The 22,324-nt window shown below is 68.7% G+C and carries 22 protein-coding genes; 14 read left to right on the top strand and 8 right to left on the bottom strand.

The features are described 5' to 3' along the window. Entirely contained in the window at window positions 1–651 is a 651-nt protein-coding gene (locus CPZ00_RS09930; protein ID WP_096390739.1) for an L-threonylcarbamoyladenylate synthase, read from the top strand. Between the two features lie 33 nt (window positions 652–684). Here the strand turns inward: CPZ00_RS09930 and CPZ00_RS09935 are convergent, their stop codons facing one another. Beyond that, window positions 685–1,473 carry a CRISPR-associated protein Cas4 gene (locus tag CPZ00_RS09935; protein ID WP_096391672.1) on the bottom strand — a complete coding sequence of 263 codons (789 nt, stop codon included), beginning with the start codon at window positions 1,471–1,473 and terminating at the stop codon, window positions 685–687. Between the two features lie 258 nt (window positions 1,474–1,731). Further along, window positions 1,732–2,424, bottom strand: coding sequence for a hypothetical protein (locus CPZ00_RS09940; protein WP_096390740.1), 693 nt, complete (start codon window positions 2,422–2,424; stop codon window positions 1,732–1,734). A 417-nt stretch (window positions 2,425–2,841) separates the two neighbouring features. Between CPZ00_RS09940 and CPZ00_RS09945 the strand changes: the two genes are divergently transcribed. Beyond that, window positions 2,842–3,252 (top strand): DUF5518 domain-containing protein, encoded by a 411-nt coding sequence (locus tag CPZ00_RS09945; RefSeq protein WP_096390741.1) that lies wholly within the window; start codon window positions 2,842–2,844, stop codon window positions 3,250–3,252. A gap of 6 nt (window positions 3,253–3,258) precedes the next feature. Next, a complete protein-coding gene (locus tag CPZ00_RS09950; protein WP_157744221.1) occupies window positions 3,259–4,203 on the top strand; it encodes a hypothetical protein in 945 nt (314 codons plus the stop codon). Between the two features lie 9 nt (window positions 4,204–4,212). Here the strand turns inward: CPZ00_RS09950 and CPZ00_RS09955 are convergent, their stop codons facing one another. Beyond that, entirely contained in the window at window positions 4,213–4,515 is a 303-nt protein-coding gene (locus tag CPZ00_RS09955; RefSeq protein ID WP_096390743.1) for a DUF7536 family protein, read from the bottom strand. A gap of 186 nt (window positions 4,516–4,701) precedes the next feature. On the opposite strand from CPZ00_RS09955, the gene CPZ00_RS09960 reads away from it, so the two are divergent. Beyond that, window positions 4,702–5,775, top strand: coding sequence for a PfkB family carbohydrate kinase (locus tag CPZ00_RS09960; protein ID WP_096390744.1), 1,074 nt, complete (start codon window positions 4,702–4,704; stop codon window positions 5,773–5,775). Window positions 5,776–5,791: 16 nt separating this feature from the next. On the opposite strand, the gene CPZ00_RS09965 is transcribed toward CPZ00_RS09960, so the two are convergent. Next, a complete protein-coding gene (locus tag CPZ00_RS09965; protein ID WP_096391673.1) occupies window positions 5,792–6,601 on the bottom strand; it encodes a DUF6663 family protein in 810 nt (269 codons plus the stop codon). 137 nt (window positions 6,602–6,738) lie between these two features. Here CPZ00_RS09965 and CPZ00_RS09970 point away from each other — a divergent pair, with 137 nt between their 5' ends. Continuing rightward, window positions 6,739–7,362, top strand: coding sequence for a methyltransferase domain-containing protein (locus tag CPZ00_RS09970; protein WP_096390745.1), 624 nt, complete (start codon window positions 6,739–6,741; stop codon window positions 7,360–7,362). A gap of 65 nt (window positions 7,363–7,427) precedes the next feature. On the opposite strand, the gene CPZ00_RS09975 is transcribed toward CPZ00_RS09970, so the two are convergent. Further along, window positions 7,428–8,048 (bottom strand): type IV pilin, encoded by a 621-nt coding sequence (locus tag CPZ00_RS09975; protein ID WP_096390746.1) that lies wholly within the window; start codon window positions 8,046–8,048, stop codon window positions 7,428–7,430. A 48-nt stretch (window positions 8,049–8,096) separates the two neighbouring features. Further along, complete coding sequence (locus CPZ00_RS09980; protein ID WP_157744222.1) at window positions 8,097–9,446, bottom strand: carboxypeptidase-like regulatory domain-containing protein; 1,350 nt, start codon at window positions 9,444–9,446, stop codon at window positions 8,097–8,099. A 166-nt stretch (window positions 9,447–9,612) separates the two neighbouring features. On the opposite strand from CPZ00_RS09980, the gene CPZ00_RS15895 reads away from it, so the two are divergent. The 4 genes from CPZ00_RS15895 to CPZ00_RS10000 all read left to right on the top strand — a co-directional run bounded on the left by CPZ00_RS15895 (window position 9,613) and on the right by CPZ00_RS10000 (window position 13,478). Beyond that, window positions 9,613–11,046: a helix-turn-helix transcriptional regulator gene (locus tag CPZ00_RS15895; protein WP_233255070.1), complete on the top strand. Its 1,434-nt coding sequence runs from the start codon at window positions 9,613–9,615 to the stop codon at window positions 11,044–11,046. A gap of 119 nt (window positions 11,047–11,165) precedes the next feature. Then, window positions 11,166–11,954, top strand: coding sequence for an electron transfer flavoprotein subunit beta/FixA family protein (locus CPZ00_RS09990; protein ID WP_096390748.1), 789 nt, complete (start codon window positions 11,166–11,168; stop codon window positions 11,952–11,954). Continuing rightward, window positions 11,954–12,913, top strand: a complete 960-nt coding sequence (locus CPZ00_RS09995; RefSeq protein WP_096390749.1) for an electron transfer flavoprotein subunit alpha/FixB family protein — start codon at window positions 11,954–11,956, stop codon at window positions 12,911–12,913. The genes CPZ00_RS09990 and CPZ00_RS09995 overlap by 1 nt, the downstream gene beginning before the upstream one ends. Window positions 12,914–13,142: 229 nt before the next feature. Further along, a complete protein-coding gene (locus CPZ00_RS10000) occupies window positions 13,143–13,478 on the top strand; it encodes an ArsR/SmtB family transcription factor (protein ID WP_096390750.1) in 336 nt (111 codons plus the stop codon). Window positions 13,479–13,501: 23 nt separating this feature from the next. Here the strand turns inward: CPZ00_RS10000 and CPZ00_RS10005 are convergent, their stop codons facing one another. After that, window positions 13,502–14,227 (bottom strand): RAD55 family ATPase, encoded by a 726-nt coding sequence (locus CPZ00_RS10005; RefSeq protein WP_096390751.1) that lies wholly within the window; start codon window positions 14,225–14,227, stop codon window positions 13,502–13,504. 160 nt (window positions 14,228–14,387) lie between these two features. On the opposite strand from CPZ00_RS10005, the gene rio1 reads away from it, so the two are divergent. Together rio1 and CPZ00_RS10015 are read left to right on the top strand one after the other, a co-directional pair. Beyond that, window positions 14,388–15,374 (top strand): serine/threonine-protein kinase Rio1, encoded by a 987-nt coding sequence (rio1, locus tag CPZ00_RS10010; protein WP_096390752.1) that lies wholly within the window; start codon window positions 14,388–14,390, stop codon window positions 15,372–15,374. 82 nt (window positions 15,375–15,456) lie between these two features. Continuing rightward, on the top strand, window positions 15,457–15,759 hold the full coding sequence (locus tag CPZ00_RS10015; protein WP_199243348.1) for a hypothetical protein: 303 nt from the start codon (window positions 15,457–15,459) through the stop codon (window positions 15,757–15,759). 46 nt (window positions 15,760–15,805) lie between these two features. Here CPZ00_RS10015 and larE read toward each other — a convergent pair whose 3' ends face one another. Then, window positions 15,806–16,852: an ATP-dependent sacrificial sulfur transferase LarE gene (larE, locus tag CPZ00_RS10020; RefSeq protein ID WP_096390753.1), complete on the bottom strand. Its 1,047-nt coding sequence runs from the start codon at window positions 16,850–16,852 to the stop codon at window positions 15,806–15,808. A 185-nt stretch (window positions 16,853–17,037) separates the two neighbouring features. Here larE and CPZ00_RS10025 point away from each other — a divergent pair, with 185 nt between their 5' ends. From CPZ00_RS10025 to metG, 3 genes are all read left to right on the top strand, one after another. After that, complete coding sequence (locus tag CPZ00_RS10025) at window positions 17,038–19,107, top strand: MutS-related protein (protein WP_096390754.1); 2,070 nt, start codon at window positions 17,038–17,040, stop codon at window positions 19,105–19,107. After that, window positions 19,107–19,817, top strand: a complete 711-nt coding sequence (locus CPZ00_RS10030; RefSeq protein WP_233255071.1) for a peptidase — start codon at window positions 19,107–19,109, stop codon at window positions 19,815–19,817. The genes CPZ00_RS10025 and CPZ00_RS10030 overlap by 1 nt, the downstream gene beginning before the upstream one ends. A 252-nt stretch (window positions 19,818–20,069) precedes the next feature. Continuing rightward, entirely contained in the window at window positions 20,070–22,286 is a 2,217-nt protein-coding gene (metG, locus tag CPZ00_RS10035) for a methionine--tRNA ligase (RefSeq protein WP_096390755.1), read from the top strand. Window positions 22,287–22,324: the final 38 nt, after the last annotated feature.

The raw sequence follows: 22,324 nt of genomic DNA on the forward strand, positions 1-22,324 counted from the left end.
ATGAACGACCAGCCACGACCGCCGGACGAGGGAGACGCGGCGGCACACGAAACCCTTCCCGAGGACGTCCGGTCGGCGATCGACCGTGCCGAGACCGCGGTCAACGACGGCGACCTCGTCGTGTATCCCACGGAGACCGTCTACGGGCTCGGCGCCGACGCGCTCGACCCGGAGGCCGTGGAGCGCGTCTTCGAGACGAAGGGGCGAGACCGGTCGAAGCCGCTCTCGTTCGGCGTCAGCAGCGTCGAGGCGGCGCTCGAACACACGCGGCCGACCGAGTTGGAGGCCGCCTGTCTCCGCGAGTTCCTCCCGGGCCCGGTCACGGTGATCGTCGAGCGAGCGGCAACCGTCCCCGACGTGCTCACGGCCGGCCGCGACCGGGTCGGGATCCGAGTCCCCGATCACCCGATCGCGCTCGCGCTGTGCGCCGCGGCCGGACCGATCACGGCCACGAGCGCGAACCGGTCGGGAACGGGCAGCGTTCGCCGGCTCTCAGAGCTCAGTCCGGAGATCCGTGACGCCGCGGCGGTCCTGATCGACGGCGGCGAGACGCCCGGAACCGAAAGCACCGTGGTCGAGCCCGAGACGGGGACGATCCACCGGCGCGGCGCCAACGCGGACGCGATCGCGGCGTGGCTCGACGACCGGTAGCGGGACGGTCGGAGCGCCTCCGTGCCCCCGTGATCACAACCCCAGCCGGGAGCGCAGTGACCGCGTCTCGGTGCCGCATTGGTCCCGATACTCGCAGGGCGGACACCGGTCGTCCGAGACCCGCGGCGGCGGTCCGTCGATCCCGCGAGCCGTCCGCAGAGCGCGTCGATAGGCAGCCTTCGTCCGGACCGTCAGCGAGACTTCACGGACCACGCCGACTGCCGGATACTCGACGAGAACGCGGGGGATCTCCCGCTCCCGTTCCCAGGCGAGCGCCTTGGCGATCGCGACCGCGCGAACGGTCTGCGGCTCCCAGACGCCCTGTTTCGGCGGCGTTCCGGGCGAGACGAGACACGGGATCGGCGGAGCACCGGCGTCGGCATCGCCGGCGTCATCGACGGACGAGCCGACGTCGTGGTCACCGGACGGAGTGGCGGCGGCGTCGGCACCGGACGGTTCGGTGACGTCGTTTCCGGAGAGCACCTTGTGCGCGATGCCATGGCAGGACCGGCCGACCAGAAACGCCCGCGTTCGGTCCGGGTTCGCAAGCGATCGCCACGGAACCCCGAACCGTTCTGCGAGTCCGCCATCGCGAAGCGCTCGGAGCCGCTCGCGGTAGACGGCAGGATGTGGATCGATCGGACGATCGGACAGCGCCGCATCGTCCGCCGTGGCTAACTCCGGATACCGAAACGCGAGATCGATCCGGGACCGCTGTGCGTCGGGGATCGATCGGTCCGGCTCCTGCCGCGCGTAGTAGAGCTGGCGTGGGCAGTAGGCGGCGCGCGTCAGGTCGCCGAAGGCGACCGATCCCGACGGGATGCGGTGCGATCGGTCGGGCGACGACGTTATGGCGTCCGTCGAGGTCGGACCGGCGGCATCGGACGACTGCGGAGCGTCGGTCGTCGGCGCTGCGGTCGCGGCGTCCGGGACCGTTGGGGCTGGGGGGTCGGTGTCGGGCACGGGCCGTCTGCGGCGCATTCCGGTATAAACCGTCGGACCGAACGAATCCTCGAACGGGACCGACCAGACGCTCGGAAGGGGCGGAAGGACGTGAGGGGAGGACGGAACGGAAAGCGATTAAAAGGAGACGTCGGTCTCGATGTCCTCGGCGGCCTCACGCAGTCCGTCCTCGCGGGCGTCGGTGGCGAGCGAGCGTTCGATGTCCGCGTCGGTGAGGAGATCGCGAAACTCGTCGCGGAAGCGGTGGTTCGCCCGCATCGAGGCGACGTCGGCCGCGGCGACGCGGCGGTATCGTCGGACCGTCTCGGGGTCGCTCGACAGCTCGGCGGCCAGCTCCTCGTCCGTGGCACCTGCGAGGACGAGCCGCTTCAGCTCGTCGTACGCGAAGGGAGCCTCGCGATCGGCGTCGGTGACGAGGTGGAGATCCATCCGCGCACGGAAGACGTCCGTCCCGTCGACGTGGGGGGCGGCGTCCGCCTCGGTGTCGGCATCGGCGGCTACCTCGATGTCGGCACTGGTTCCCTCGTCGAGATCGATCGAGTCGTCGTCGACGACCGCGGCGGCGATGGCCGCGTCGGTCTCGTCGGTGAAGTGGCCCCTGACGACGTGCTCGTAGGCGGCGTCGGAAAGGGACGTCGAGAAGTCGTACCGGTCGCGCATCGTCGCGATCAGTTCGGCGAGCCGCTCCCCGACCGTCGCGTCGTCGCGGTCGAGCAGGGATCCGCGGTCGGCCGTCCGTCCCTCGGTGACCGTCTCCGATCCGGTCGCGTCGACGAACAGGTCCCGAAGCTCCGCGGTTTTCTCGTCCATACGGCGGAACGAACGGGACAGGGAACCAAAAGCGTGTCCCCCCTGGAACGACCGGGTCACGGGGCGACGAAACCGGCAAGGGATACTCTTCGAGCCTTCTTGAAAGAAGTCTCCGTATGGAGGGGATACGTCACCTCGCCCTGAAGTCGGGGACGCTGAACGTGAATGACGGCACTCGCCTGCCGACCGATAGGGTCGGCCAGAACGGGAGTCCACCGACAAGCTCCGCCCTTGAGTGCGGAGGAGGTGACACGTGAACTGCCTCGGAGTCAAGCCCCGAGGCACTCGCCTTGTTATCTGTGGATCTCGTTAACCGGCTGTTTCGGTCAAGAAAATGTCTGTCGGATAGGATTCCAACAGAGCCGTGGACTAGTATCTCCCTCATACTTTACCGTGGGAGGCCATCTATCATTCAGTATGCAGACACAACGAGCGACCGGTAGCGTACTTCTCGGCGCGGTCGTCTCGATCATCGCGGGCTTTCTGCCATTCGTGTCGTTCGTCGCACCATTGCTTGGCGGCGGCGTTGCGGGATACTTCCACCGCACCGGGCTGCGAGAGGGCGCAGGTGCAGGCGCACTTATGGGCGTATTTCTCTCTCTCCTCGGGGTAGTGCTCCAGATATTGGGGCCCGTTCTCCCTGCGTTCCCTGCAGCAGTCGTCCTCGGTCCGTGGGCACGTGGATTTGGACTCGGCATGTTGGATAGTATCGTCGCGATCATCGCCGCGAGCGCGATTTTACTCGTGATCGTCGGCGCAGTTGGCGGTGCCATCGGGGGCGCCCTCGCCGGGCGGCGAACACAGCAGACAAACGAAACAGTTGGATAGATGCCGATGCCACGAGCCAGCCAGGTCAACATAAATAAGCAGTCCCGCCGCCGCTTCTTGAAAACGGTCGGAGCGACGCTATCCGTCGCGACCAGTACCGCGCTCGCAGGTTGCCAGGGACGTCCGTTCGGACCGGGCGCTAATTCCGCGTACTATCATGCATACGGGCCGTCACTGGATGTCGACTATGACACTGTTATGGACGCAGCCCGGGATGCAGGGTATACTGTTGACGAGCCGTACTACGTCGGAACGAAAGAGCCGGAAAGCGGGATCCATCCTGCTGGTCTTCCTGACCTTGACGACCGGTTCGGTCCCGACTACCGGGTGATGGGCGCGACGTTCTTCTATACACAACCGATTTTTCTCGAACTCTGGTTCGCAGCCGGAGACGAGCCGGTGACAGCATCAGTCTTCGACGACAGTTCCATGAGTGGCGATTTCGACGTCACGAGTTTGCCACCCGCCGACTGGTTAGTACCGCGATTGACCCTCGCCTTCGAGATGGATGATGCTCGGGCACGCGAGTATGTCGAGATGCTCAAGGACGCAATCAACGACGGCACGGATATCCCATCGGTCGAGGTCACAGAGGAGCCGGCGTTTTCCCGCACATATGAATCACTGACCGACGAGGCCACTGAGAGTAGTGGTTCAGAAACTTACGGGGATGGCTGGTACAAAATGACGTTCGTCCGCGAGGGAATTCGGTTGGCGACCATCGATCTCGTCGTCCAGAGCATGAAGATCAACCACCGCCGTGGGGAACACACCTATACAACCAAGCTCGACCGACTCGGTGGGTTCAACCTCAGGATCGAACTCCCGCCTCAGGAGGATATCCCCGAAGACGAGTACCAGGGGGTGTTCCGACAGATGTTCTCCGACATTGGGCTTCCGCCTGAGATAATTAATGACCTTACCTTCGAGTATACGCCCACCGTCTGGTGACAGACGAATCTATTCGGAGTCGTTCAACTCGCGTGTTCGTCTGACCGCCGACCGGACGGTCAACGCGATCGTCACGAGCATCCCGCAGGTCACCGCCAGCACGACCGCGAGCAGCAGGAACCACCCCTCCGGTCCGATCACCGGATACTCGCGCGTTCCGGTGAAGGGGCCGAACGGCTCGAGCAGCCGAAACAGATACGCCCCGATCCCGACCGCGAGACCGACGCCGCCGCCGATCGTGGCGTTCCGTCGAACGTCCAGCGCCGTGAAGAAGGCCGACAGCGACGCCCCCCCGGGTCGTTTCTCGCTCACGTCCGGCCCTACCCGATGCTCGAGTATAGGTCCGTCGACGATTCCGCGCCGCCGCGGACGAACGTGCTCGTCCGTGCGGTGGGCCCGACGTCGAGCGCCACCACCCAAGTGGTCGCCCGCCGAATCGGCCACGTGATGGGTCACCGGCCAGGGACGCGATCAGCCTATGGAGATCTTCGCCGTCGGTTGCGCGGGGGGCCGCCCGGCGTCTCGATCACCGCGCTGCCGGACGGCTCGATCGACGTCCGCTGCCGGGTCGAGTTCGGCGCCGGCGGGGTCGTGCGCTCCCGCGAACGGTTCGGCGAGGCGATCGCCTCCGGCGCCCACAAGTCGGCTCGCCTGGTCCCGACCGCCCGCGACCCCGGCGGACAGGCGGTGAACCTCGCGCTCGGGGCTCGCGCGCTCGGAGCCGACGTTCGCCTCCTCGGCCACCTCGACGCCGAGGGGATGCCCCCGTTTCCGTTCCCGACCCACTCCTTCGGGGTGCCGGCGACCGTCCACCTCCTCGAGTTCGCGGACGAGACGGTAATGCTGGCCGAGGAGTCCCCCGATCTCAGGTCCTGGGGATATTCCGAGCTATCGGCCGCGGTCGACGCGATGGACCGACCGCTCTCCGCCGACGTCGTCTGTTGGGGTAACTGGGTGTCCGTTCCCCGCACCACCGCGACCCTGCGGACCCTCGCCGATCGACGGGACTCGCTGCCGGGAACGCTCCTGGTCGACCCGGGCGATCTCGTCGATAGCGATCCCGACGCGATCCGGGACCTGTTCGACGCCCTGGCGGCCCTCGAGTCGGTGACCGACGTCGTGTTCAACGCCAACCGTCGGGAGATCCGCGCGTGTGCAGCGGTTCTCGATCCCCCGATTCGGACGTCGGAGGACGGAGTTCGGGCGGATCCATCCGATCCCCGATCGGTCGAGATCGCCACCGCCGACGACGAGACCCAGCTCCGATCCCTTCGAGCCGCGACGGGACTCTCCGGCGTCGTGATGCACGCGGCCGACCGCGCCGTTATGACGACGACGGACCGCGAGTCGGTCGTCGCGGTTCCCAACCTCGAGACGGGACCACCGGTTCGCTGGACGGGCGGCGGGGACCGGTTCGGCGCCGGACTCGCGGTCGGACTCGGGGCGGGCTGGCCGCTCGAGACGGCGCTCGCCTGCGGCAACGCGGCCGCGTCCTACTACCTCACGCACGACCGTACCGGCGGGGCGGACGACCTCGCCGCGTTCCTCGCGGACGCTGCCCCGCCGAACTAGCCCGAGTCACCCGTGACTAGAACGGCGAGGACGTGCCGTCGTCCCGGCTTTCGTTCCCGTCCACGTCGTCGGTGTCGGCGCCTGCGTCGGCGTACACCCCGGTCGAGTCGGCGACCCGATCGAGCCGGTCGGCGAGCGCCGACCCGAGATCGTAGGTGTCGCGGACGGTCCGTGCCAGGACGCCGTCGTCGTCGAACGCGACGAGCACGGCGACGAACGCGTACGCAGTCGGCCGCAACAGGAACACGCCTCTGGCGGCACCGTCGCCGAGGCGCTCGTTGACGCGGGCGATCAGCGGTTCGATCGGGACCCGGCCGCGTTCGAGCTCGGCGAGGGTGTCCCGGTCGGACCCGTCGGGGAACAGGTAGAGCGCGCCGTTCGGCTCGCCGTCCTGGCCGCGAGTGGTCGTCGACACCACCGACTCGCCGGCGGCGCGCGCTCCCTCCCACGCCTCCGTCGCCGCCTCGAACATCCCCGTGACGTCGTCGGCGACGTAGATCCGCGTCCGGCGAACGACGTCGTACTCGAGAAACCGAGCGGTACCGTCCGTCCAACCGATCGTCGCGTCGACGACGAATCCGGGCTCGAGAGCGGTCGTATCGGCTGCGTGATCCCCCTCGATCAACAACGGCGCGTACGCCTCGGCCGCGTCCGGGTCGTCCGGCGCGACCGGGTCGTCCGGGAGCTCGATCACGGTGAACGACGCTGTGGGGCCCCCCACGTCGGGCTCGGGACCATCCGACTCGGGACCATCCGACCCGGGGCCGCCGCTTCCCGTGCCGACGCGTCGTTGCACGCGAAACCGTCCCGACGTCGTCGGTTCCATGTCCGAACCCAACCGGTCCGTTCTGATAAGCCGGTTGATCCGGGACCGGGCGTGTTGCTGCTCCAGGCGTCCGCCGCGTCGGTTCGCGGCCCGGATCCGCATCGTTATGGGGGCGCAGGTCGAACGGGTCGCCACGAATGGGACTTCTGGAGGACAAGGGTCGCGCGCGGCTCTTCTACAAGTATCTCTCGACGGTGTACGACCGGATCAACCCCTTCGTGTGGGACGAGCGGATGCGCACGGAGGCGCTCGACTGGCTCGATCCCGCCGCCGACGACCGCGTCCTCGACGTCGGGTGCGGAACCGGCTTCGGGACCGAGGGGCTGTTGGAGCGCACCGACGACGTGCACGCGCTCGACCAGAGCGTCCACCAGATGGAGAAGGCGTTCGCCAAGTTCGGCACTCGCGACCGCGTGAAGTTCTATCGCGGCGACGCCGAACGGCTTCCGTTCGCCGACGACACCTTCGACGCCGTCTGGTCGTCGGGATCGATCGAGTACTGGCCGCATCCGGTCGCCGGACTCCGGGAGATCCGACGCGTCGCCAAGCCCGGGGCGACCGTCCTCGTCGTCGGGCCTGACTACCCGAACTCCCGGCTGCTCCAGCGGCTCGCCGACGCGATCATGCTCTTCTATGACGCAGAGGAGGCCGACCGGATGTTCGAGGAGGCGGGCTATGAGACCTACGAGCACCACATCCAGCAGGCCAAACCCGGCAGTCCCAAGGCGATCACGACGGTCGCCACCGTCCCCGATCGATAGGCTCAGCCGCCCCACCCATCCGCTGTACTCGGTCTCAGCCGTACTGCCGCTACGGTCCGTCAGCCTTACGCTGCCGTCGCCGTCAGCCTTGCGACCGGTTGTTCGCCGTCGAACACCCGTAGCTCGACGGTCGATCCCGGCTCCGGGACGGGATCGTTGGTTCCGGCGATCCGGAACGACGCGCGTTCCCCCGGCCCGAGCGTCGTCGTTCCCGCGCTGTTGAACGCGCCGGTCGGTCCGGGTTCGTAGCCGGCTGCCGAGAAGAACGGCACGGGCGGCTGCTCCCGCAGGGGATCCCCGTCAACCCGGATCCGGATCCGCAGGTCGGGAATCGACAACGCGTCGCCGCCGCGGTTGGTCAGCGTGACCGTCCGGTCCTGGACCGACAGCGACAGCGTCGCGGTCGGCGCGGGATCGATCGGGTCGACCGCGCCGGTGACGAGCACCGCGGAGCCGCCGGCAAGCACCGTCGTGAGGAGTATCAGAAGGACGACGCCGATCGGGGCGAACGCGCGATCGGACCGGATCGGCGATCGCGGCCCCTCACTGCTCGGCCGTCGTTCGTCACGCACCTCCGTTCGTCGTTCGTCACGCACCTCCGTTCGTCGTTCGCGATCGCCCGCCGGATGCGGTCGGTCAGTCGGTCCCGATCGTCGGCCGTCGGTGAGTCGGATGGACGGGATCATACGCCGTCTGCGTCGACTTCCGTCTAAAACCCTCGGAGGGATTCGGGCTCACGAGGCCGTTTCGCCGTCGTCCGTCGGCTCGGGAATGCGCGGCGGATCCGTCGGACGTATCTCCGATATCCAGGCCACCCGCGGGTCGTCGACGATCGTCACTCGGTACGACCGGGCGGGCGAGAGCAGCCACAGCTGTCCCTCCTCGTTCGTCGTTCCGACCTCGACGCTGTCGTCGCTTCCGATCGCGACCGTCACGCTGGCGTTGGGGATCGGATCGCCCGTCGCTTGGTCGATCGCGGTCACCCGCACCGGGCCGGCGGGATAGCTCCGATCGACCGTGAGACCGATCCCGTCCTGCGTGGTCGTGAGCGCGTCGCCGTCGGCGAACGTCTCGAGGTCACGTCGTTGGTGCTCGATGAAGACGTCGCCGTCCCCGGCGCTGACGAACGTTCTGAGTCGGCCGCCATCGAAGGGGACGGTCACGCGGGTCACGCCGCCCGTTCCGAGCGTGTCCGCCGACCCGCTCCGTTCGTCGATGCGTGGATATGCGGACAGGGTTCGTTCGAGCGCCCGCTGGCTATCGCGGCCGCTGCCGTCCGCGCTTCGATCCCAGCGGTCACCACGGTACACTTCCCGGAGGTATTGGTCGCCGTCGATCGCCGCGAGCACGACGACGTCGGCCCGCGTTTCGACGTAGATCCGATCCGGAGTGGTCCCTCCACGGAACGTCTCGAGCGCGTACTCGCGGACCGGCCCCGAGTAGACGTTCAGTCGGAAGGCAAGCGACTCGGTCCGGAGGGAGCTCCCCGCCGTCTCGTCGGCCAGCGCGGCCAACACCTCGAGTCTCGTTTGGAGAACCTCCGCCGTCGCCGCGATCCGTGCGAACTCGACCAGGAGCTCCTGGTCGCTCAACTCGCCGTTCGAGTGTGCCGCGATCGCTTGGCGTTGCCGCTCGTGGAGGCGGGCTTCCGCCCGTCTGATCGCGTCCTCGGCGGCCACGAGACGGTCGTTTCGTTCGCTCGCGGTGTCGGCGGCCTCGACGTGTGCGATTAGCTCCTCGGTCCTGATCGCGGCGGTCGTCTCGCCCGTTTCGAGCCGACTTGCCGGCCCGAGGCTCGCGCTGTGGTGTCGGATCGAGACCGTCGTCGGCTGGCCGATCGGCGGTCCCAGCACGTTGAGGCGCGTGTCGGTGCCGCTTTCCCCGGTATCGTTCCCGTCGGTGTCGTTGGTCTCGGTCTGTGGAACCGGCCCATCATCGTCCGCAAGCAGGCCGGGGATGTCGCTTCCGGCCTCCTCGCCGCCATCGGTCGTTCCGCCGCTTCCATCCGCGGGCGGGAGGACGGCGCCGCCTGCGGCGGACGCAAGCAGCAACAGCGCCGCGAACAGGACGGGGAGGGCCCTCATCGGACGGAGATCCGTCGGCATCGGTTAAAAAGTCCATCATCGTTCCACTCCCGATCGGTCCCCGCCGGCGGTCGACCCGCCCGAGTTCGGTTCCGAACGCCCGCAGTCGTGGGGGGGCCCGGCCGATGAAAAGGATTTTGCCACGTGCACGTGACTGCACGCCTGTATGCGGTGGCTCGCCCTCTGTGTCGTTTTCGCCTCCCTACTCCTCCTCGCCGGAGCACCCGCCGGCGTCGCTGCCGGTCTCGCGACGGACGGGTCCGTGGAGACCGATCCGTCGATCGCCGGCGATGACCGTTCGTCAGCGGCCGAGATAGCTGACGTCTCCGCTTCCGATCCCGGACGGATCGCCGATTTCGACGCGTCGGCGTGGATGATCTTCGACGTCGACCTCCGGTCGACGCGCGAGGCCGACTGGACGGTCACGGTCCGATACGTCCTCGCGGACGCCAACGAGACCGCGGCCTTCGAGCGCGTCGCGGGCGGGTTCGAGGCGGGCGACGTCGGTCCTTCAGCCGACCTCTATCGTAACCTCGCGGCGGGCGCGTCGGAGGCAGCCGGTCGGGAGATGGAAATCGTCGACGTCGGCCGCGAGACGGCGCTCGATCGGGGGGTCGACCCGGACGACCTGTCACACCCCGACACGGTCGAGAACGTCGAGGGGGAGACGGTCGCCGTCGGCGAGCTCCGACTGTCGTTCACCTGGACCGGGTTCCTCCGCGAGGACGGCGAGCAGCTCGTTCTGGACGACGCCCTCAGGACTTCGGACGGCGGGACGTGGATCCGGTCGCTCGACGCGAACCAGCGGCTGGTGATCCATCCGCCCGACGGGTACCAGGCCGATTCGTTCCCCGGGATCGGTCTCTCCCTCGAGGACCGTGCGGTCGTCATCGAGGGGCCGCGGACCTTCGGACCGGACGACCGCATCGAGGTGGTCTACTCGCCGGCGCCCGGATCCATCACCGGGCCGCCCTGGCTGCTTCTGGCCGGCGCGATCGTTCTCGCCGCGGCGGTCATCGCGGTCGGTCTGGTCCGCTATCGTCGCCACGACGGGGCCTCGCCGGTCAGCGATGAGTCGACCGACGCCGGCGAGTCGGCCGGCGCGACAGCGAGCGAGACGGACGCCGACACGGCGAACGACTCGGACCCGTCTGCGGGGTCCAGGGGGACGGACTCCGCCGGCGGTACGGACGTGGGTGACGTGGGTGAGGTCGGACTGAGCGACGAGGAGCTCGGACCGGATGCCGAGGGCGGGTCGGCGGACGCGTCCGGGTCGAGTGCGGGGAGCGAGTCGGATGACGGATCCGGGTCGAGTGCGGGGAGCGAGTCGGATGACGGATCCGGGTCGAGTGCGGCGACCCGATCGACGCCGGATCCGTCGTTGCTCTCCGATGAGGAGCGCGTCGAGGCGTTGCTCGACCGGAACGGGGGGCGGATGCGGCAGGCGGACATCGTCGAGGAGACCGGCTGGTCGGACGCGAAGGTCTCACAGCTGCTCTCCGCGATGGCCGAGGCGGACCGGATCGAGAAGCTTCGGCTGGGGCGTGAGAACCTCATCTCGCTCCCCGATCACGCGCCGACCGACGGCGACGAGGAGTGACCGATCCCGAACATACTCGTCCACGTCCTCAGGGACCTCCGTCACGTCGCTCGATACGGAATGTCCAGACGACGACCGGTTTCGAAAGCCATTACACGGACTGGTGGTAGGTATTCACTATGAAGGTGCTGGTAACCGTCAAGGAGGTGGCCGAGGTCGGCGACGACTTCGCGATCGAGGGAACCGAGATCGCCGAGAGCGACCTCGAGTACGACCTCAATGAATGGGACGACTACGCGATCGAGGCCGGCGTTCGCCTGGCCGAGGACGGGATCGCCGACGAGGTCGTCGCGCTCACGATCGGTCCCGAACGGTCCGAGGAGACGATCCGGATGGCGCTCGCGAAGGGTGCCGACCGCGCCGTCCGGGTCTGGGACGACGCGATCGCGGAAGCGTTTCTCGACGTCGACACGAAGGTCGACCTGCTCGAGGCGGTCGTCGACGAGGAGGACCCCGATCTCGTGCTTACCGGCGTCCAGGCGGCCGACGACGCCTTCGGCGCGACCGGCGTCGCGCTCGCCGATCGGATCGGCTTCGAGCACGCCGCCGTCGTCAACGACCTCGACCTCGACGCCGACGCCGGCGTCGCGAACGTCCGCCGGGAGCTCGAGGGCGGCGTGGAGGAGCTGACCGAGGTCGACGTTCCGGCCGTCCTGACGGTCCAGACCGGGATCAACGAGCCACGATACGCGAGCCTCCGCGGGATCCGACAGGCACAGCGCAAGGAGATCGCGACGAAGGACCTCGCCGACATCGGCCTTTCGCCCGACGACGTCGAGGGTGCGCTGACCGTCACGAACATGTACGAGCCGGAAAGCGAGTCCGACGCGGAGATCATCGAGGGCGACCCCGGCGAGGCGGCCGGTCGCCTTGCGGAGGTCCTGCGTGAGAAGGGGGTTGATGCCTGATGGCCGACCCCGCCGTCCTCGCCGTGGCCGAACACCGTCGCGGCGAGCTGCGCGAGATCTCCCTCGAGCTACTCACGGCCGGCCGCGAGCTCGCGGACGCCATCGGCGGCGAGCTCCACGTCGCGGTCGTCTCCGGCGACGTCGAGGCGCACGCCGACTCGCTCAACCGCGAAGGCGTCGACGCGATCCACACGGTCGCGGTCGGCGAGGAGTTTGACCACTCCGTCTACCAGGGCGCCGTCGAGGCGCTGGTGGACGCACACGACCCGACGACCCTTCTCCTTCCCAACTCGGTCAACGGGCTCGATTACGCGCCCGCGGTCGCGGAGAGCCTCGGGGTCCCGCTCGTCACCGACGCGATCGACGTCGCCTATGACGACGCACTGACCGTGACCCGCGAGCAGTACGGCTCGAAGGTCGAAACGACCATCGAGGTCGACGGCGACCGGTTCGCGATCACGATCCGGGGCGGCGAGTGGCCGGCCGCGACGGGGGCCGGCGAGGCGACCATTGAGTCGTTCGACGCTGCCGTCGATCCCGGCGAGTCCGGCGCGCGCGTCCAGGGGTACGAGGAGGTCGGCGACGGCGACGTCGACATCGCCGACGCGGACGTGCTCGTGTCGGTCGGTCGCGGGATCGAGGAGGAGGAGAACCTCGAGCTGATCTTCGATCTCGCGGAGGCGATGGGCGCGACGGTCTCGTCCTCGCGGCCGATCGTGGACAACGGGTGGCTGCCGAAGAACCGGCAGGTCGGTCAGTCGGGCAAGGTCGTGACGCCGGACGTCTACCTCGCTGTCGGGATCTCCGGAGCGGTCCAGCACGTCGCGGGGATGAAGGGAGCGGAGACGATCATCGCGGTCAACACCGATCCGAACGCGCCCATCTTCGACATCGCGGACTACGGCATCGTCGGCGATCTCTTCGAGATCGTTCCGGAACTCATCGACGACTTCGAGTAGCTCGCGTCGCTCGCCCGGCGCGCGGGCCGCCACGCCCGCACTCGATTCGGTCCCTTATGCGAGACCGCGAGGTCAAGACCGGTCCTGAAACCGGGTGGGATGTGACGCCCCGAGCGTCGGACGTATTCCGGTTCGTGTGGCAGTGCGTCCCGAAACCGCCGCTTCGAGCCGCCGCATCGGAGGAAAGGGTATATACTCTCCCGGATGCAGAATCAATACGGAGAATCGGATGTCGGGGGAAGACTTGATAGAGGTGCTCGGGAACAAGTACAACACGGAGATCCTCGCGGCCGCCGACGACCCCAAGTCGGCACAGGAGCTCAGCGACGAGCTCGACGTCCCGATCGCGACGTGTTACCGCCGGATCGACGAACTGGAGGAGGCGGACCTGATCGAGCTACACGACCGGCCGCTCTCGGACGACCGTCGGCGGGTGAAGGTCTATCGACGGCGGGTCGACAGCGTCGTCGTGGAGTTTCACGACGGCGTCTCGATAGAGCTCACCGAGCGGACCAGCGCCGCGAACCGACTCGACGAGGCCTGGCGGAGCCTCTCGAACGCCTAGCGTCCCGTCCGGGATCGGCACGCTCAGAAGGGCGATTCCGACCGCTCCATCATCGCGAACCCGCCGGCCTGGTCGTGGACGGTGAGTCCCCCCGCTCCGATCTCGAGCGGGAAGATGTCGGTGTCGATGTCCTGTTTCCGCATCTTGGCGACCCACACGTACCGATTGACTCCCGACTCGGTCGGCGTCTGGATCAGGTAGACGTTCCCGTCGGTGAGAAAGTTCTCCAGCCCGATCTCCGTGTCCGGGAAGACCGCACCCTGTTCGTTGATCAAAAGCGAGGTCAGGCCGCTCTGCTTGAGGATGTCGGAGAACTTCAGGAGGGAGGTCCGTTTCTCGTGCTCGTCCTCGAAGAAGAGCTGGAACATCGACAGCGAGTCGAGCACGAGCCGGTCGAACTCGCCCTCGGAGACCGTCTCGAGGAGCCGGTCGATCGTCTCGGTGAAGTCCTCGATGCGGAGCATCTCACGTTTATCCAGGATGACGATCTCGCCGTCGTCGACGAGGTCGCCGAACTCCTCGAACCCGATCGACTCGGCAGCCTCCCGGATGTCCTCCTCGTTCTCCTCGAACGAGACGTACACGCCCCGGTCGCCGTGTTCGGTCGCCCCGGTGTAGAGGTACTGAATCCCGAAGATGCTCTTCCCCGTCCCCGGGTTTCCGGAGACGAGCACCGTCGACTGTGCGGTGATCCCACCGCCCAGGATCGAGTCCAGACCGTCGACGCCGGTCGAGACGAGGTGTGACATACTGTCCCCACCTCCGGCAGCGACGGATAAAGTCCTCCCGGTCGATCCGACGTCGAACCCGCGTGCGGACGACGACGTCAATGGAGCTGCCGCTACCGGAGCCGATCGCGGACGGTCACGACAACACCACTATACGTGTCCGCCCCGAACCTTCCGGAAGATGACCGACGAGTTCGACCTGCTCGAGTCCGACGGGTCGCCGGGCGACGAGTGGGAGGAACTCGACGTTTCCGACACCGAGGCTGACCGGATCGCCCGCCGACAGGACCGGGAGTTCAACGAGTTCCGCAAGCGGCTGAAGGACGCCGACCAGTTCAAACTCGACGGGTCGGTCTTCGACGACGCCACGCTCGCGGCGATCTACAAGCTCGTCCAGGACGGCTACATCACCGCCTTCGGCGGGCCGGTCTCGACCGGCAAGGAGGCGAACGTCTTCGAGGCGTTCGGCGAGGACGAAAGCCAGGAGGTCGCCGTGAAGATCTACCGGATCAACTCCTCGAACTTCACCCAGATGCGCGAGTACCTCGAGGGCGACCCGCGGTTCGAGGGCATCGCCTCGGACAAGAAGGCGACCGTGCTGGCCTGGACGAAAAAGGAGTTCGCGAACCTCCGTCGGGCGCGGGGCGCCGGCGTGCGGGTCCCCGAGCCGATCGCCGTCCAGCGGAACGCGCTCGTGATGGAGCTCGTGGGCCACGCCGACGACCGCGCGCGGCGGCTCTCGGAGGTCACCGTCGAGAACCCCGAGACGGCCTACGAGGTCGTCCGGGAGTATATGCGTCGACTCTACCGGGTCGGACTGATCCACGGCGACCTCTCGGAGTACAACCTGATCATCCACGACGGGGAACTCGTCGTGATCGATCTGGGACAGGCCGCCACCGTTCACCACCCGAACGCACGGACGTTCCTCGAGCGGGACTGCCGGAACGTCGCCGCATTCTTCTCCAGGCAGGGCATCGACGTCGATCCCGACGACCTCTGGGACTACGTCACCGAACCGGAGCCCGAGCCGGGGTCCGTTCGGGACGAGGACTCGGCCGAGGATCCGGACGATGGTCCGGCCGATACCGGGGATGACTCGACGGACCTCGATGACGACTCGCGGGACGCCGATCCGCTCGAGAACGATCCGATCGTCGACCCGTAGCACCGTCACGGCACACGGCGCCGTCCCGGCACACGGCGCCGTCGTCGCGGAACGCTTTTCGCCGGCCGCACGAAGGATGGGTATGGCACTGGCACCGATCGTCGCCGGATCCGGACTGTTGCTCGCCGCGGCGGCCGCGATCGCGGTCTACTGGGACGCCGACCGGCTCGGGCTCGCGCGAGCCCCGCTGTGGGCGGCGTTCGTCTTCCTCACCGTCGCGGTCGGACTGACGCTGCCCGTCTTCATTCCGACGGTCCCGATCGCGGGTACGCTCGTCATCCTGATCATGGGGCCCGCGATCTACGCCTTCGAGCGCGACGACACGCTCCACGGATCCGAGGCCGACCCGTCATCGCTGCCCGACGACCGCGACGACGAAAGCTGACTCCTCGGCTCGAAGCGCCTCTGATACTCCCGGCCGCCGCACGCCCCTACCGGCCGCGCGGATACTCGCGGCCGAGATCGAGCGTCTGACCGGCCGACCCGTCGGCGTCCGTTCCGGTTCCGTCCGTTTCCGCTTCGGTTCGGTCCCGACTGCCGTCCCGATCGGCCGTTTCATCCCCGTCGTTCTCACCCTCGTCGGCGGGACTCACGCTCCCGGTTCGATACCCCTCCAGATCGAGCGTGACGTGGTCGAATCCGATCTCCCGCAGTCGGTCGGCGACCGCGTCGGCGAATCCCGGATCGAGCGCGTCCGCGAGCTCCTCGGGGGCGACCTCGATGCGGGCCAGTCCGTCGTGATCGCGGACGCGGAACTGGCTGAACCCGCGGTCGCGGAGCACTCGCTCGGCCCGCTCGACCCGCGTCAGCCGCTCCTCGGTCACCTCGAGGCCGGTCGGGATCCGCGATGAGAGACACGCCATCGAGGGCTTGTCGGCGACCGACAGCCCGTAGGCGTCGGCGATCTCCCGGACCTCCGATTTGTCGATGTCGTGGGTCAAAAGCGGCGATCGGACCGACAGCTCCTCGACGGCGCGGAGGCCGGGGCGGTGTCCTTCCCCCGGGTCTGAGGCGTTGGTGCCGTCACAGACCGTCTCGATGCCCATCTCGGCGGCCGTTTCGTACATCCGCCCGAGCCGCATCGTCCGGCAGTGGTAGCATCTGTCTCCGTCGTTGGCGACGAACGCCGGATCCGCCAGCTCGGAGAACTCGACGATCTCGTGGCGGACCCCGATCTCCTCGGCGACTCGAACCGCGTCGTCCAGCTCGGCGGCCGGCAGCGTCTCGCTCTTTGCGGTGCAGGCCACCGCGTCGTCGCCGAGCGCGTCGTGGGCGAGCGCCGCGACGACCGAGGAGTCGACGCCGCCGGAGAAGGCGATCACGGCGCCGTCGAGGGCGGCCAGCGATTCGCGGGCGAGATCGGCCTTTCGGGCGAGCGGGGGCGAGAGCGCGTCGCGATCGAGGCCGTCGGTCGTCGCTTCGGTCGTCGACCGGGACGGTCCTTCCCGTGAGCCGGGCGTGTCCGTGGCCGAATCCATACCGACGCTGGGTGCCGCGCGGAAAAAAGGGCGTCGTCACTCCCGGGGCGTTCCGGACGCGGGCGTTTCGGACGCGGGCGTTTCGGACGCGGGCGTTTCGGACGCGGGCATTTCGGACGCAGCCGTCCTCCCGGCCGATCGCCGACCCTCATCCTTTTGCCCGTTCCCGCGATACCCCGGAGTGAATGGAGCTGGAGGCGATCCCCGGCGTCGGGGCGAAGACGGCCGACGCCCTTCGGGAGCTCGACGACCCGGCGGCGGCGCTGCACAACGGCGACGTCGCCGCCATCGCGCGGGCGCCGGGCGTGACCCACGGGCGCGCCGTTCAGATCGCCCGCGGGGCGATCCGAAGCCGGCACGACGACGACGGCCGCGTGTTGGCCACGGATCGAGCCCGCGAGATCTACCGCGACGCGGTCGGCCTCCTGCAGGACCGGACGGTCACCGACTACGCGGCACAGCGGCTCGAGACCTTTTATCCGTCGGCGTCACGGTCCCGGATCGAGTCGGTGCAGTCGGTCGTTTCGACGGCCATGGAACGCGAACCGGACCCCGACACCCTCGAGGCGCTCGCGGGCGTCGAACCGCTCTCGTCGCCGCCGACGGTTCGGGTTCGGGAGCGCTGTCTCGCGACCGCCGACGCGGAACGCTACGCCGCGGCCGAGGACGCGGTTCCCGAGCTCTCGGTGGAGATCGCCGAGGACGGCCGCGACCTCGCGGAGCTGGCCCGGTCGTACGCGACGGTCGTCGTCCTCGACGAGTCGTTCGCGGGGATCGACGTCGAGGGGGACGTGCGCGTTCGACCGGACGCCCTCGAGACGCCGTCCGAGACCGTTCCGGAGCGGCTCCTCGCGTTCTTCGCCACGAACCGTGACCGGCTGCTTGCCGCGGCGGACGTCCACGAGGCGGCCGGGATGGAACCGGCCTGCGATCCCGCGGCGCTTCGGGACGCCCTCTCGCGGCTCGACGACGACGGCACCGTGATCGGCGACGACGAACACGAGCGCCTGGCGGTCGCCGTCGAGGACCTCGACGCGGCGGTCGGCACCGCGGAGTCGGTCGCCAACGACCACCTCCGGGACGCCATCCGCGAACGCGACGTGACGATCGAGGGGCAGGACTTCCTCTCGCTGGTCGAACAGGGCGCCCGCGTCGACTCGCTGCTCTCGCGGGAGCTCGCCGACGAGTACGACACGGCCCTCGAGGCGGCCACCGAGCACGTGGTCGAGAGCCTCCGCCTGGACCCCGGCGAGGCGGAGATCGCCGACCGGATCTTCCGCGGCGATCCCACGTTCCCGGTCGAACACGACGAGGCGGCCGTCTCCAGGCTTCGCACGGAGTTGACCGCGGCCCGCGACCAGCGTGCGACGGAGCTGAAGGAAACGCTCGCCGCGGACCTCGCGGACCTCCGCGAGCCCGCCGCCGACCTCGTCCACGACGCGCTCGAGCGTGACGTCGAGCTGGCGATCGCCCGGTTCGCGGCCGACTTCGGGTGCACGCTGCCGACGTTCGTCGACGGCGACGACGATGCCTCGGCGGGCGGCGCGGGCGGTAGTGCCTCCGCGGACGCCGCCGCCGAGCCTCCCGCGGACGACGTCGACGGGGGCCCCGCGGACGGCGGGTTCGCGATCGTCGGCGGCCGGTCGCCGCTGTTGGACGTCGACTTCGCGGACGTCGAGCCGGTCGACTACGCGGTTGACGGGGCGACCCTGCTCTCCGGCGTCAACTCCGGCGGGAAGACGTCGACGCTCGATCTGGTCGCGCTCGTGGCGATACTCGCCCAGATGGGGATGCCGGTCCCGGCCGAGCGGGTACGGCTCGAGCGGTTCGAGGAGATCCACTACTACGCGAAGTCGCAGGGGACCCTCGACGCCGGCGCCTTCGAGGCCACGCTCCGGGAGTTCGGCGACCTCGTGTCGGGAGCCAGCGGCCGGCTCGTGTTGGTCGACGAGCTCGAGTCGATCACCGAGCCCGGCGCCTCCGCGAAGATCATCGCCGGCATCCTCGAGGCGCTCGAGGGACAGGACGCCACCGGCGTGTTCGTCTCCCACCTCGCCAGGGAGATCCGCGACGCCGCCGACTTCGACGTCGCCGTCGACGGCATCGAGGCGGTCGGGCTCGTCGACGGCGAACTCCGGGTGAACCGCTCGCCGCAGAAGAACCACCTCGCCAGATCCACGCCCGAGCTCATCGTCGAGAAGCTCGCCGACGATCGCGGCGGGGAGTTCTACGACGACCTGTTGGAGAAGTTCTGATGGCATCCGTCATACCCGTCCTCCTCGCCACTGCGGGACGCTGGGTCCTCCTCGTCCTCGCGCTCGTTCCGATCCTCGCCGTCCTTGCGGTCACCATCGGACCGCTGTACGTCGCCGACAGGTATCGGGAGACGCGGGATCCGACGCGCGCCGAGCGCGCTCGCCTCGACGAACTGCGGTCGGCCGCCGGACTCGACGTCGAGCCGGTCGCGATCCTCGAATCCGGGGCGGAGACGGACGCCGGGACGGCCGCCGCCGTCGAGATCGCGGTTCGCGGTCCGCCCGGGAGACGCGTGTTGTTCGTCTCCGAGACCGTGCTCGAAGGCGTCGACGAGGACCTGGCGGTCGCCCTCCTTGCGGCCGAGGCCGGCCGGGTCGAAACGCGCTACACGATGGTTCGGGCGGTCGGCGTCGCCGGCGTGACGACCATCCTCGCCGCGATCGTCACGACGCTCGTTCCCTTCGATGCGGGGTTCACCGCCCTGGCGATCGTCGGCGTCGTCTCGCTGTGGGCCGGCCGGCGGGTGCAGTACGCCGCCGACGCGCGGGCGGCCGACCGCGTCGGCGCGTCGCGGCTGGCCGACGCCTTCGAGCGAATGGCCGACCGCCGGGGCGTCGTCCCCGAGCGCGGTGACTGGCGGGTCTGGTTCGAGGTTCAGCCGCCCCTCGGCGACCGGATCGACAGGCTTCGGGACCGGGACGGAGCGTGACCGCCCCTGCGGACGCCGCCGCGGATCGGCGGGCTTTAGGTTCGGATGCCCGGAACGATCACACGAGCGAGCGATCCGCGATCCACGGGACGTGACCCACGAGCCGCGATCCACCGGACGCGACCCACGAGCCGCGATCCACCGGACGCGACCCACGAGCCGCGATCCACCGGACGCGACCCACGAACTGCGTTCCGCGACGCGCGATCACGACAGTCGACCCATCACACCCATCGATCCCATCACCCATCCATGAGCCACGAAGACTTCCCCACGGACGACCCCGCGGTGGTGACCTGCGGGTTGCCCTACGCCAACGGCGACCTCCACGTGGGCCACCTCCGTACCTACGTGGGCGGCGACGTCTACGCCCGCGCACTCGAACGACTCGGCCAGCAAACGGCGTTCGTCAGCGGTTCGGATATGCACGGCACGCCGGTCGCCGTCAACGCCGAACGGGAGGGCGTCTCCCCCGAGGACTTCGCCCTCGAGTGGCACGAGCGGTACGCCGAGACGTTCCCGAAGTTCAACGTCGACTTCGACAACTACGGCCACACCCACGACGAGACGAACACCGAGATCACCCGCGAGCTCGTCCGGGAACTCGACGAGCGCGGCCACGTCTACGAGAAGGAGATCATGGTCGCGTACGACCCCGTCGACGACCAGTACCTCCCGGACCGATACGTCGAGGGGACCTGTCCCTACTGCGGGGCCCAGGCGCGCGGCGACGAGTGCGACGAGGGCTGCCAGCGCCACCTCGAGCCCGGCGAGATCGAGGACCCCGTCTCGACGATCAGCGGGAACCCCGCGGAGTACCGCGAACGAACCCACAAGTTCTTCGCGGTCTCCGAGTTCGCCGACTACCTCTCGGAGTTCCTCGACCGGCTCGAGGGGACCTCGAACGCCCGTAACCAGCCCCGGGAGTGGATCGAGCAGGGCCTCCAGGACTGGTGTATCACCCGCGACATGGACTGGGGCATCGACTACCCGTCCGACGACGACGGGACTACCGACGCCGACGAGACCGACGCCGACGAGACCGACGCCGCCGACCTCGTCCTCTACGTCTGGGTCGACGCGCCGATCGAGTACATCTCCTCGACGAAGCAGTACGCCGACCGGGTCGGCGCGGACGTCTTCGACTGGGAGGCCGCCTGGAAAGCCGACGCCGACCACGACGGCGGCCAGGTCGTCCACGTGATCGGTCGCGACATCATCCAGCACCACACGATCTTCTGGCCCGCGATGTTGCACGCCACCGACCACGTCGAGCCCCGGGCCGTGATGGCTTCCGGCTTCGTCACCCTCGGCGGCAAGGGCTTCTCGACGAGCCGCGACCGGGCGGTCTGGGCCGACGAATACCTCGAGGAGGGCTTCCATCCGGACCTGCTGCGGTATTACCTCGCGACGAACGGCGGCTTCCAGCAGGACGTCGACTTCTCCTGGGAGCGGTTCCGCGAGCGTGTGAACGCCGAGCTGGTGGGCACGATCGGCAACTTCCTCTACCGGTCGCTGCTGTTCGCCCACCGCAACTACGACGGCGCCCCCGCCGACGTCGAGGGCGCAAGCGAGGAGGTCGCGGCGGCGATCGACGAGGCCGTCGCCGACGTGGCCGCGGCGGTCAACGACTACTCGATCCGGGATCTCGGCGACGCGGTCACCGCCCTCGCCGGGTTCGGCAACGAGTACATCCAGCGCAACGAGCCGTGGGCGCTCGTCGACGACGACCCCGACGCCGCCGCGCAGGTCATCTACGACTGCGTCCAGATCGCGAAGGCGATCGCCGTTCTCTTCGAGCCGATCGCCCCCGAGAAGTGCGAGCGGCTCTGGGCCCAGCTCGGCGAGGACGGCTCCGTCCACGACGTCACCGTCGAGGCGGCGACGGAACCGCCCGCGGGTGCCTTCGGCGAGCCCGACGAGCTCTTCGCGAAGATCCCCGAGGAGCGCGTCGAGGAGCTGAACGAGAAGCTCGAGGCCCGCGTCGCCGAAGCCACGGACGAGGACGCTGCCGACGGCGAGGATGCGGACGGAGACGGCTCCGCCGCCGACGATGCCAGCGCCGACGATGCCAGCGCCGACGAGACTGCCGCTGACGCCGCCGACGACGAGGGTAACGACGCCGCGAGCGACCTCGAACCCCTGGCCGAGGAACGGATCGGCTTCGGAGAGTTCGAGGATCTCGACCTCCGGGTCGGCCAGATCGTCTCCGCCGAGGGGATCGAGGGCGCCGATAAGCTCGCGCGTCTCGAGGTCGATCTGGGGGTCGAGGCGCGCCAGATCGTGGCGGGAATCAAGCAGCTCCACGACCTCGAGTCGCTCCCGGGGACGCGCGTGATCGTGCTCGCGAACCTGGAGCGCGCGGAGCTGTTCGGCGTCGAGTCGAACGGGATGGTGCTCGCCGCGGGCGAGGAGGCCGACCTCCTCACGACCCACGGCGACGCCGAGCCCGGAACGCAGGTCAAGTAGCCGACCGAACGCCGGGACCGCTCGGAAGACGGCATCGA

This window comes from Halopenitus persicus, from assembly GCF_002355635.1.
GTDB lineage: Archaea > Halobacteriota > Halobacteria > Halobacteriales > Haloferacaceae > Halopenitus > Halopenitus persicus_A.